Source organism: Vogesella aquatica, from assembly GCF_028548455.1.
GTDB lineage: Bacteria > Pseudomonadota > Gammaproteobacteria > Burkholderiales > Chromobacteriaceae > Vogesella > Vogesella aquatica.
Genome location: NZ_JAQQLF010000006.1, coordinates 24818 through 37290, shown reverse-complemented (window position 1 = coordinate 37290; position 12473 = coordinate 24818). Strand labels below are relative to the sequence as shown.

General features: G+C 65.5%; 7 protein-coding genes. 4 read left to right on the top strand and 3 right to left on the bottom strand.

Features of this window, described 5'->3' with window-relative positions; translation table 11 throughout:
• Window positions 1–159: 159 nt before the first annotated feature.
• The 4 genes from ptsP to PQU95_RS05355 all read left to right on the top strand — a co-directional run bounded on the left by ptsP (window position 160) and on the right by PQU95_RS05355 (window position 6127).
• Window positions 160–2661: a phosphoenolpyruvate--protein phosphotransferase gene (gene ptsP, locus PQU95_RS05370; protein WP_272751039.1), complete on the top strand. Its 2502-nt coding sequence runs from the start codon at window positions 160–162 to the stop codon at window positions 2659–2661.
• The gene (gene pfkB / locus PQU95_RS05365) at window positions 2658–3626 is read left to right on the top strand and encodes a 1-phosphofructokinase (RefSeq protein WP_272751038.1); all 969 of its coding nucleotides are present in this window, start codon (window positions 2658–2660) and stop codon (window positions 3624–3626) included. The genes ptsP and pfkB overlap by 4 nt, the downstream gene beginning before the upstream one ends.
• 73 nt (window positions 3627–3699) lie before the next feature.
• The gene (locus PQU95_RS05360) at window positions 3700–5412 is read left to right on the top strand and encodes a PTS fructose transporter subunit IIC (protein ID WP_272751037.1); all 1713 of its coding nucleotides are present in this window, start codon (window positions 3700–3702) and stop codon (window positions 5410–5412) included.
• 190 nt (window positions 5413–5602) lie between these two features.
• Window positions 5603–6127: an IclR family transcriptional regulator gene (locus PQU95_RS05355; RefSeq protein WP_272751036.1), complete on the top strand. Its 525-nt coding sequence runs from the start codon at window positions 5603–5605 to the stop codon at window positions 6125–6127.
• On the opposite strand, the gene PQU95_RS05350 is transcribed toward PQU95_RS05355, so the two are convergent.
• The 3 genes from PQU95_RS05350 to PQU95_RS05340 form a co-directional block, all read right to left on the bottom strand.
• Window positions 6087–8720, bottom strand: a complete 2634-nt coding sequence (locus tag PQU95_RS05350; protein ID WP_272751035.1) for a bifunctional diguanylate cyclase/phosphodiesterase — start codon at window positions 8718–8720, stop codon at window positions 6087–6089. The two genes, PQU95_RS05355 and PQU95_RS05350, sit on opposite strands and share 41 nt — an antisense overlap.
• Window positions 8721–8940: 220 nt before the next feature.
• Entirely contained in the window at window positions 8941–10269 is a 1329-nt protein-coding gene (gene aauR / locus PQU95_RS05345) for a two-component response regulator AauR (protein ID WP_272751034.1), read from the bottom strand.
• Window positions 10262–12163 (bottom strand): sensor histidine kinase, encoded by a 1902-nt coding sequence (locus PQU95_RS05340; protein WP_272751033.1) that lies wholly within the window; start codon window positions 12161–12163, stop codon window positions 10262–10264. Before PQU95_RS05340 ends, aauR begins: the two co-directional genes overlap by 8 nt.
• Window positions 12164–12473 lie beyond the last annotated feature (310 nt).

Genomic DNA, 12473 nt, shown 5'->3' with positions numbered 1-12473 from the left:
TGCATGCTCCGGAATCGATTTCATGCGGCCAACCTTGGGCTGGCGCAACGTTGTGGTGAAATGGTACCACCAAAGCTGACACAAATATTGACACAAAAATTGGGATCGATTTCAATTGCAACACACAGCAACACACAAATAATCCGGAGACAGCACCCCATGTCCACTCAGATCATCCGCGCAGAGCTGGTTCAACTTGGCGCCCAGGCGCAGGAAAAAACCAGTGCAATCAAGGCTGCAGGCCAACTTCTGGCCAAATCTGGCCGTATCGACCCGGCCTATATCGACAGCCTGCTGCGCCGCGAAACCGTTGCCAATACCTTCCTCGGCCACGGCGTTGCCATTCCGCACGGCATGATCGAAGACCGCCACCTGATCCGCGAAACCGGCATTGCCATCCTGCAAGTGCCGGATGGCGTGGAATGGAACCCGGGCCAGCGCGTGCACCTGGTGATTGCCATTGCCGCCCAGTCCGACGAACACATCGCCCTGCTACGCCGCCTTACCCGCCTGCTGCAAGACGAAAGCCGCCTGGCACAGCTGTTTAGCACCGGCAACCCGCAAGACCTGATCGCGGCGCTGGACGACAGCGCCACCGCGCCGGCCGCCCCCGCCGCACCCGCCACCGACCTGGCCCACAGCGCCAGCTGGCAGCTGAACTACCCCAACGGCCTGCACGCCCGCCCGGCACGCGCCTGGAGCGAGCAAGCGCGCCGCTTTGCCGCCACCGTACAGGTACGCAACGGCAATGAGGTGGCCGACGCCAAGAACATGATCAGCCTGCTGCAACTGGGCGCCGAAAACGGCCACACGCTGCAGCTGTCTACCGATGGCCCGGACGCCCAGGCCGCACTGCAAGCCATGCTGGCCGTTGCCAACCAGCTCACCACGCAAGAAGTGGCCGATGCCCAGGCCGCGGCCAAAGCCGCCGCCAAGGCCAGCCGCCAGCAGTGGCAGCCGGTCAGCAAATTGCTGGCGCTACGCGGCATCAGTGCCAGCCCCGGCCTGGTAATCGGCCAGGCGCGCGTACTGAAAGCCCAGCACATCGAGGTACCCGACGTACCTGGCACCCTGGGCTACGACGGTGACCTGCTGGAAACCGCCCTTTCCGCCACCCGCAGCGAGCTGCAGGGGCTGGCCGACGACACTACCCGTCGCCTGGGCAAAACCGAAGGCGGCATCTTCCTGGCACAAGCCGAGCTGCTGTCCGATACCGACCTGATCACCCTGACCTGCCAGCTGATGGTAGAAGGCCACGGCGTGGCCTGGGCCTGGCACGAAGCGGTACAACGCATGGCCGACCGCCTGGCCGCGCTGGGCAACCCGCTGCTGGCCGCCCGCGCCGCCGACCTGCGCGACGCCGGCCGCCGCGTACTGGCCAAACTGGCACCGGATCTGGCACTGGATGCCGGCAAAGGCGCGCAGCGCGACAACGAAGTGCTGATCGCCGCCGACCTGGCGCCATCCGACACCGCCACGCTGAACCCCAAGCAGACGCTGGCGCTGATTACCGCCCAGGGCGGCCCCACCTCGCATACCGCCATCCTGGCCCGCACGCTGGACCTGCCCGCCGTGGTGGCCGCCGGCAGCGCGGTGATGGACATCCAGGACGGCACCACACTGATCGTGGACGGCGACAGCGGCACCGTGTACCTGAATGCCGGCGATGACGACCTGGCCAGCGCCCGCCAGTGGCAACAGGCCCAGCGCGACAAGCTGCTGCAGGCCACCCGCGAAGCGCAGCAACCGGCGCGCACCCGCGACGGCCAGCAGGTAGAAGTAGCGGCCAACGTCAACCGCCCGGAACAAGTGGCCGCCGCGCTGCAAGCCGGTGCCGAAGGCGTGGGCCTGATGCGTACCGAGTTCCTGTTCCTGGAGCGCGACAGCGCACCGGACGAGGAAGAGCAATACCAGACCTACCGCGCCATGTTGGCCGCGCTGGACGGCCGCCCGCTGGTGATCCGCACGCTGGATATCGGCGGCGACAAACAGGTGCCCTACCTGAACCTGCCGCACGAAGAAAACCCCTTCCTCGGCGTGCGCGGCGTGCGCCTGCTGCTGCGCCGCCCGGACCTGATGCTGCCGCAGCTGCGCGCGCTGTACCGCGCGGCGGCACACGGCCCGCTGTCCATCATGTTCCCGATGGTGAGCACGCTGGCCGAAGTGAAACTGCTGCGCGCCCAGTGCGAGCAGGTACGCGCCGAGCTGAACGCGCCGGTGGTGCCGCTGGGCATCATGGTGGAAGTGCCGGCCGCCGCCACCATGGCCGACCGCCTGGCCGAACACGTGGACTTCTTCTCGGTCGGCACCAACGACCTCACCCAGTACGTGCTGGCCATCGACCGCCAGCACCCGGAGCTGGCCGCCGAAGCCGACAGCCTGCACCCGGCGGTGCTGCGCCTGATCGCGCAAACCGTGGCCGGTGCCCGCGCGCACGGCCGCTGGGTGGGCGTGTGCGGCGGCATGGCCGGCGACCCGCTGGGCGCCGCCATCCTTACCGGCCTGGGCGTGTCCGAGCTGTCGATGAGCCCGCGTGACATCCCGGCTGCCAAAGCCAGCATCCGCGCCGCCGACCTGGCCGCCCTGCAAACGCTGGCCCAGGCTGCGCTGGATTGCGACAGCGCCACCGAAGTGCGTGCGCTGCAAGGAGCCCAGGCATGAGCCAGCCCGTGATCACTCTGACGCTGAACCCGGCGCTGGACCAGACCGTCACCGTGCCGCTGCTGCGTACCGGTGCGGTCAACCTGGCCAGCGAGGTACACGTCAATGCCGGTGGCAAAGGCGTGAACGTGGCCAGCTGCCTGGCCGACTGGGGCGTGCCGGTGGTAGCCAGCGGCCTGCTGGGCCGCGACAACACCACGCCGTTCGAAGACCTGTTTGCCGACAAGGGCATCCGCGATGCCTTTATCCGCGTGGGCGGCAGCACGCGCACCAATATCAAGCTGGTAGACGCCAGCACGCTGGACACCACCGACATCAACCTGCCGGGCATCCAGCCCAGCACCGGCGCGCTGGCCAAACTGCAGCTGCTGCTGGATGAGCACATCGAACAAAACAGCCTGGCGGTACTGGCCGGCAGCCTGCCCGCCGGCGTAGACGATGGCTGCTGGGCGCAGTACGCCCGCCAACTGCGCCAGCTGGGTGCGCGCGTGGTGCTGGACACCAGCGGCCCGGCGCTGCAACAGGCACTGGCGCCGGACGCGCTGCCATGGCTGATCAAACCCAACCAGCACGAGCTGGAGCAATACCTGGGCCGCGCCCTGCCCGACCTGACCGCCATCGCGGCCGCCGCCCGCCAGCTGCAACAACGCGGCATCGCCGTGGTAGTGGTGTCGCTGGGCAGCGCCGGCGCGCTGCTGTGCTGCGATCAGGGTTGCTGGCTGGCCGAACCGCTGCAGCTGGACAAGCTGAAAAGCACCGTTGGCGCCGGTGACGCGCTGGTGGCCGGGCTGGTGGCCGCGCTGCACGCCACCGCCCCGGGCCAGACGCCGGTGTGGCCGGAAGTGCTGCGCCTGGGTATGGCCTTTGCCGCCGCCAAGCTGGCGCACATCGGCCCGCACCTGCCGGATACCGGCGAAGTTGCGCGCCTGCGGGCGCGTATTCAGGTAACGCCCCTGACCCCATAACAACCGCGCCGCGCAGCGGCACCGGATGCACGACCAGAAAAGCCCGCACAGCGGCACACAGAGGAGATTCACCATGTCAAACGTACTGGCCATCATTGCCTGCCCGCAGCGGCTGGCGCAGGGGCAGCTGGCAGCCGAGGCGCTACGCAAGGCCGCGCAGCAAGCCGGCCACCAGATCGCTATCGAAATCCGCCACGCACAAAGCGTGCAGGGCCGCCTGGACGAAGCCCAGCTGGCCGCTGCCGACGCGGTTATCGTGATTGCCGAAGGCGATGCCGATACCGGCCGCCTGCACGGACGCGCCAGCCATGCGGCCAAGCTGGACGCCGTGCTGGCCAACGCCGCCGGGGTGATTGCCACCGCACTGGGCTCGACTCCCGCCACGGCTAGCGGCAGCAAACTGCGCATCGTGGCCATTACCTCCTGCCCCACCGGCATTGCCCATACCTTTATGGCCGCCGAGGGTCTGAGCCAGGCTGCGGCCAACCTGGGCCACGACATCAAGGTAGAAACCCAGGGCTCGGTCGGCTCGCAAAATACCCTGGGCGCGGCCGACATCGCCGCCGCCGACCTGGTGATCATCGCCGCCGACACCCAGGTGAACCTGGACCGTTTCGCCGGCAAACGCCTGTACAGCAGCGGCACCAAGGCCGCCATCAACGACGGCATCGCACTGGTCAAGCGCGCACAGGCGGAAGCCCGCCCGCACCAGGCAGCCGGTAGCGATGCCCAGCCACAGGCTGCGGCCAACCCTGACAGCAAGAACAGCGAACGCAGCGCGGCCTACAAACACCTGATGACCGGCGTGTCCTTCATGCTGCCATTCGTGGTGACTGGTGGCCTGCTGATTGCGCTGGGCTTTGCGCTGGGCGGCATTTATGTGTACGAAGACGCCTTCAAGGGCACGCTGGGCTGGACGCTGTTCAATATCGGCGCCAAGGCCTCGTTTGCGCTGATGGTGCCGGTGCTGGCCGGCTACATCGCCTACTCCATCGCCGACCGCCCCGGCATTGCGCCCGGCATGGCCGGCGGCATGATTGCCGGCGCCATCGGCTCCGGCTTTCTGGGTGGCATCGTGGCGGGCTTCATTGCCGGTTACACGGTGAAATACCTGAACGAGAAAATCCAGCTGGGCCGCAACTTTGACGGCCTGAAGCCGGTGCTGATCCTGCCGCTGCTGGGCACCACCATCGTCGGCCTGCTGATGTACTACGTGCTGGGGCAGCCGGTAGCCGCGGCACTGGGCGTGGTCACCGACTGGCTCAAAGGCCTGCAAGGCTCCAGTGCGCTGGCACTGGGCATGATCCTGGGCGGCATGATGGCCTTCGACATGGGCGGCCCGATCAACAAAGCCGCCTACACCTTCGCCACCGGCCTGCTGGCCAGCCAGGTGTACGCCCCGATGGCCGCGGTAATGGCCGCCGGCATGACCCCGCCGCTGGGCATTGCACTGGCCGCGCTGCTGTTCAAGAACCGCTTCAGCGCCGACGAGCGCGAAGGCGCCAAAGCTGCCGGCGTGCTGGGTATTTCCTTCATTACCGAAGGCGCCATCCCGTTTGCCGCCAAAGACCCGCTGCGCGTGATCCCGGCGCTGGTGGCCGGCTCGGCGCTGGCCGGTGCCATCTCCATGGCTGCCGGCTGCGAGCTGCGCGTGCCGCACGGTGGCGTGTTCGTGCTGCCTATCCCTAACGCGGTAACCAACCTGGGCATGTACCTGGTGGCGCTGGTAGCCGGCACGGTACTGACTGCGGTGGCACTGGGCCTGGTGAAAAAGCCGGCCAACTAAGCCCTGACGTTTTCTCTCCCTGGATCTGCCAGGATTTTGCGACCAGCCGCTGGACCCGGCTGGTCTTTTTTTGCCTGTTGCACGGCACACCATGCTTGTCTGATCAAGGTTAAAGTCGGCGCCGATTACTACCGCTACGATACCGGCACCTTTGATTGCCACGCCCCCAGGCGTGCCAAATGTGGCCACTATGAACAAGACCCCCTGGCCAATAGCCAGCATCTGCAGCTACCCTGCCTGCCTGCGGCAGGAGCACATCCCGGCCCACTGCCTGCAACAATTCCGCCAGCCCGAGGCCGATACCAACCATGCAGCCTGCCTGGCCGCGCTGGTCAACCACCTGCAAACCGAACAGGCGCGCAGCCAGGTAGCGTTATTTGATGGTGACCTGGTCAAAGCTTATTTGTTGAGCGAAATCAGCAGCCGTCACCCGGTAGCGCAAGCGCGCCATGGCTTGGCGGCCGAAGACTACGCGTTTTCCAATATCCATTCGCTGGCCGAGGCCACCGGCTACCCGCGCGAAACAGTGCGCCGCAAGGTATTGCAGCTGGTCGAGGCCGGCTGGGTTACCCGGCTGCCCAACGGCGGCTTGCTGGTAAGCCATGAAAAACAGGCCAGCTACCACCAGCTCTTGCTGGGCCAGGCTGACCTGATTGTACGCACCGCAGAAAAGCTCAAGGCATTACAGGCTGCTGCACGCGAAGGTGGCGCATAAGCTCGCCCAGCGCCTGTGCCGATAGCGGACGATGCAGGTGAAAACCCTGCACCTGGTTGCACCCCATTGCCTGAAGCATGGCCAGCTGGGCGGCCTCTTCCACCCCCTCGGCAATCACCACCAGTGACAGCTCGTGCGCCATGGCAATAATGGCTGCCGTCACCTTGCGCGCGCGCTCGTCATGGGTGAGCCGCGCCACAAAGGAGCGGTCCAGTTTGAGCCGGTCAAACGGGTAGCTGTGCAGGTACGACAGGCTGGAGTAGCCGGTACCAAAGTCATCGATGGCAATACGGTAGCCACTGGCCTGCAGCTGCTGCATGCGCGCCTGCGCCGCGTCCTGGTTACCCAGCACTGCGCCTTCGGTAATTTCCAGCACCAGCATGGATGGCTGCAGCCTGGCTTCGCGCACCAGCATGGCTAGCTCGCCCACAAAGTGCGGGCTGTCGAACTCGGCCGCCGAAACGTTCAGCGACAACTGCACTAGCAAACCCTCGTCGTGCCAGGCGCGCACGGTGGCCAGTGCCTTGCGCCGTACCAGCCGCTCCAGCCCGGGCAGCAGACCGGCGGCCTCCGCCACCGGCAAAAATGCCGCCGGCGACACCATACCGTTGGCCTGCGGCCAACGTACCAGCGCCTCGACACAGACAATCTGCCCGCTATCGGCATTCACAATGGGCTGGAAGTACGGCAGCAGCGTATCGGCGGCAATGGCCTCGCGCAGCCGGGCTTCCAGCTCCAGCTCCTGGCGATAGCGCGGCACATGCTGCTCGCTGTAAAAGCGCACGCCGCCGCGCTGGCGCAGCTTGGCCTGCTCCAGCGCCATGTCGGCGGCCTTCAGCAACTCGCCGGCGTCTTCCGCATCGTCCGGAAACAGCGCTACACCCATGGAACCGCCTACCACCAGACGGCTGCTGCCAGCGCCTTCCAGCGGGGCCAACAGCGCCTGGCGCAGCTTTTCCAGCACGCCGGGCAGCTGGTGCGGCTCGGCGGCATCTTCTACCACAATGGCAAATTCGTCTCCGCCCACACGGGCTACCGTCCAGCCCTCGCCCAGGCTATCGAGCAGGCGGTGGCCAAATTGTGACAGCACGCGGTCGCCACTGCTGTGGCCCCAGGTTTCGTTGATCAGCTTGAAATGGTCCAGCCCCACCAGCACCAGTGCCAGCGGCTGCTGGCTGAACTGCGCACGGCGCAAGGCCTGCTCCAGGCGGTCGGCCAGCAGCACGCGGTTTGGCAGATTGGTCAGTGAGTCATACTGCGCCAGCCACTGCATGCGCGCCTGCATCTGGTGCCGCTCGCTGACATCGCGCACGATGGCAGCTACCCCCCCAGCCGGCAACGGGCTCAGGGTAATCTGCACCAGCACCTCGCTGCCATCCTGCCGCACCCCGCGCAAGGTCGGGCGGTGGCCCATGCTGCGGCCTACAGGGTTGGCCGCATAGCCACCAGCCACGTGGCGGTGCGCCGCCTGTACCGCCTGCGGAATCAGCACGTCCACATTCTGGCCAGTCAGCTCATCCACGCTATAGCCAAACATGCTGGCGCCTTGCTCGTTCACCGCCAGTATCTGCATCTGCGCATTCACCACCAGTACGCCATCGGTGGAAGCGGCAAACAGCAAACGGTAGCGCGATTCGGAATAGTCTGCGGCATCCAGCATGCGGTTGATTTCCTGCCCCAGCAGCACCAGCTCTTGCGGGCCTAGCGGCTGGATACGCAGACTAGCCTCACCCTGCCCCACACGTAGTACAAAAGCGGATAACTGGCGGATGCTGCGTAACAGATAGCGGGCAAATAGCCAGCCTACTGCCACCGCCAGCAGGATGGCGGCCAACATGCCCAGCATCAACGGCAGGCCCTGACGCAACAGCTGGGTGCGCAAGGCCGCATAGGGGACGGCTACCTCCACGCGCCACGGTGCATTGTCCAGTTGGCGCTGCACCGTCAGGCTATCGCCCGCCTGGCTACCGCCGTGCTGCTGCAGCACCGCGCCGGCCGTGCTGTAAACCCGCCAGGCCAAACCTTCCGGCAAGCCGGCCTGCAAGGCTGGCAGGGCCAGGTCTTGCAAATCCAGCGGCAAAATCACCTGGCCGCGCAGCTGCCCGTTGCTACCTAGCAGCGGGTGCGACACTACCACCACGCGGCGCCGTGAAATCGGCGCCTGCATGGGCTCACTGACGGCGGGACGGCGCAGTGCCAACAAGCCGGGCAGCTCGGGCAGCTGGCTTACCCGCAACCGTGCCGCCGCATCCACCGGCAGCGCCGAGCACACTACCTGGCCGCCAGCCATCAGCGTGACGGCATTGCTGAAGCCATACGCACCCAGCAGATACTGCTGCATATCACCGGGCGGGCAGCGGCGGGCGTCCAGCGCTTGCGCCCAGCCGGTGGCAGCCAGCGCGGCAGCTACCCGCTGGCCCTGGCCAAGCTGACCCTGCAACAGCCGCTGCTGCTGCAAGGCCAGCGCATCCAGCTGCTGCTGCACCCCAGCCTGCTGCGCCTGCCAGCCACTATGCAGCAGCCAGCCAAGGCCCAGCGCCACTGGCAGCAACACTGCCAGCAGGGTACGTAAAATGTGCTGCGAAACCGTCATCTACCCGCCAGTACCGCCGTTGTGAATCTGCGATTGTGACGCAGGGGGATTTTATCGAAGCAGGACGGCCACCCAAATTGGGCAATGACAACAGCACCATGCCGCTTAGGCTGGTATGCAAAAGCCCGCGCAAGATACGCGGGCCGGGATTGAGAAAAAGTCTGTTTACAGCACAATACGGCTCGGGCCCGATACGGCGTCGCTGCCCGCAGCAGCCTGGCTAGCTGCTTTGCAGCCCGTATTTTTTTACCTTGTCGAACAGCGTGGTCTTGGGGGTACCCAGCGCCGTGCTGGCCTGGGTCATATTGCCGCCATGGCGGCGCAGCGCCTCGACGATCAGGCTCTTCTCGTAGGCTTCCACGGCGTCGGACAGGCTATGGTTCACGCTTTCACCACCGCTGCCCTTGAATACCGGCAGGCCCAGGGCAAAGCGCTCGGCCACGTTACGCAGCTCGCGCACATTGCCTGGCCAGTCGTGCGCCATCAGCTGGCTCTGGGTTTTGCGGTCCAGCCCGCTGGGCTCGCGGTCAAAGCGCAAGGCCGCCTGCTGCAAGAAGCAGTCGAACAGCAGCGGGATATCCTCGCGCCGTTCGCGCAGCGGTGGCAGCTCCAGCGTGACCACATTCAGGCGGTAGTAAAAATCGGAGCGGAACTTGCCCTGCTGCGACAGCTCGTCCAGGTCGTCCTTGGTGGCGGCAATCAGGCGGCAATCCACCGGCACCGACTGGTTGCTGCCCAGGCGCTCCAGTTTGTGTTCTTGCAACACGCGCAGCAGTTTGATCTGCAGGTTGATCGGCATGGACTCGACTTCGTCCAGAAACAGCGTGCCCTTGTTGGCGTGCTCTATCTTGCCGATACGGCGCTTGCCGGCGCCGGTAAAGGCGTTGGCCTCGTGGCCGAAGATTTCGCTCTCGAACAGGTTTTCCGGCAGGCCACCACAGTTGATGGCCACGTACTGGTGGTCTTTACGGCGGCTGAAGTCGTGCAGGCAGCTGGCCACCAGCTCTTTACCGGTACCGGTTTCGCCATTGATCAGCACGTTGGCCGAGGTATCCGCCACGTTCAGCAGCAGCTCGCGCAGGCGGCGTATGCCGTCGGAGCGGCCGATGATGCGCTGCTCCAGCGACTGGCGGCCATCCAGCTGGCGGCGCAGGCTGGCCACCTCCAGCGTGAGGCGCCGCTGTGCCAGCGCGCGGCGGGCGACATCCACCAGCTTTTCCGGCGAAAACGGCTTTTCGACAAAATCGTAAGCGCCGTCTTTCATGGCCTGCACCGCCATGGCCACGTCGCCGTGGCCGGTAATCAGCACCACCGGCAGCTGGCGGTCGGCCTGCAGCAGGCGGTCCATCAGCGTGAGCCCGTCCATGCCGGGCAGGCGGATATCGCTGATGACAATGCCGGGCACCATGCCGGCCTCGATTTTCTGCAGCGCCAGCTCGGCACCGGCGCAGCCAACTACCGGAATATCTTCCAGCAGCAGCGCCTGCTGACAGCCCAGCAATACGTGCGGGTCGTCCTCGACAAACAATACGGTCAGGTCATCATGCATGGTGAACATCCTCCCCTGCATACAGGGGCAAGGTAAGGGTGAATTCGGCACCGCCGCTGGCCGACGCGCCGGCCTTGAGCGCGCCATCGGCCGCCGCCGCCAGGCTGGCCGACAGTGTCAGGCCCAGGCCCAGGCCACGGTCTGCGGGCTTGGTGGTAAAAAACGGTTCGAACAAATGCTGCATCACGTGCTGCGGCAAGCCGCAGCCGTTATCACTGACCGCCAGCGCATAGCTGCTGCCTTGCTGGCGGCCACTCAGGATGATGGTGGGCTCGGAACGGCCTTGCAACGCGTCCATGGCGTTCGCCAGCAGGTTCACCAGAATCTGTTCCAGCCGCGTCTGGTCAATCGCCAGCTCCACGTCCTGCAGCTGGTTGATCACCGTTACCGGCTCGCGGCTCAGGCGCGGGTGCAGCAGAAACAGTGCGGCATCCACGCCTGCGGCCAACCTGGCGCGCCCGCCCGCGTGTTCGGAGCGGCGGGCGAAGGAGCGCAGCGAGGCGGTGATCTTGCCCATGCGCTCTACCAGCTCGCCTATGGTTTGCAGGTTGGCCGCCGCCACATCGTGCGCGCCGCGCTGCAAAAACTTGACGGTATTGCCCGACAGGGTGCGCAGCGCCGCCAGCGGCTGGTTCAGCTCGTGCGCAATGCTGGTGGACATCTGGCCGATAACCGCCAGCTTGCCGGCCTGGATCAGCTCGTTTTGCGTCTTGCGCAGGCTTTGTTCGGCCAGCTCGCGTTCACGGATTTCGGCCCGCAGCCGGTCATTGCTGGCCTTCAGGTCGGCGGTGCGTTCGGTAATCCGACGCTCCAGCTCGCTGTTGGCTTCTTCCAGCGCCTCGCGCGCGGCCAGCTTGGTGGCCAGTGCCTTGCGTCGCTCGTTCATGGCAATGATCAGCAGGGTGAGAAACGCCACGATGGCGGCCGACAGCAAGGCATGCGTCAGCGCTTCGCTGCGTACGTCATTCAGCGGGCTGAGCATGGTGAGCTGCCAGCGGGTATCGTTGAGCGTGCGCGACTGCACCAGGTAGCGATGCACACGCAGCGGGTTGGCCGCATCGCCCACCCCCCACTGCTCTACACCAGGCGATAGCGTCACGCGCTCGGCCAGGCTCAGGATGGGTAGCGGCGACCAGTGGTATTGCAGGCTGCGCGCCAGCTGCTCGCGCCGCTCGGCGCTGATGGGGTGCAGCGCACGCAGGTACCAGTCCGGGTTAGTCGACAGGATCACCACGCCGTTTTCGTCGGTCACCAGGGCATTGGAATTGGCCTTGCGCCAGCCCTGCTCCAGCTGGCTGAGCCTTACCTTGGCCACGGCCACGCCGATAATGCGGTCGCCGATGCGCAAGGGGCTGGACAGATAGTAGCCCGGCTCGCCGGACAGGCTGTCCAGGCCATAAAACTGGCCCTGCCCCCCCGCCATGGCCTCGACAAAATACGGCCGCTGCGACATGTCTTCGCCTACCGAGCTATCGTTGCGCCGCCAATTGCTGGCAGCCAGCACCCGCCCGCTGCCGTCCAGCACAAACAAGGCCAGTGTGCCGCTGCGCGTACTCATGCCGTCCAGGTACTCGTTGACCTCGCGCCGCAGCGTGGAAAAATTATCGACTTCGGTGCGGATGCCGGGGTTGTCCTGCTGCAGCAGCTGGCGGGTTGCCGTGTGCAGGCCCAATAGCCGCGGCAGCCAGATATAGCGCTCGATCTCGCTTTCTACCCCGCGCGCGTGCAGCTCCAGCTGGCGGTTGCCGCTTTCGCGCAGTGCTTCGGTACCGGCGCGGAAGGAAATGCGGTACGTCATCAGGCTGAACAGCAGCACCAGCAGCAGCAGCACGCTGACCCACACCAGCGGTTTGCGTATTCGGGAGGTAATCATGTCGAGAAGTAGCCGGAACATGTGCAGAGATCCAAGCGTTCTATCACACCCTGCAACCAGCGGCCAGATCGCGCAGTAAGGAAGGGAGAAGATGGGCCGTGAACCGCCCCGCAGCTGTCACCGCTGCGGGGCGGCCCTACGACGTCCGGTCGTTGCCGGATTGTGGTTTTTTGCTCTATCCCGAGGTGTTTTTATCGGCCGCATTCGGGTATCGGCTCCTGCCTATATAAGCAGATTGCTTGCCAGCTTTTATCGCACCACCGACTACATTAAAAAACAAACACTTAAGAAGAAACCGCCACCACAACACGCCGGTTTGCCGTACAAAACC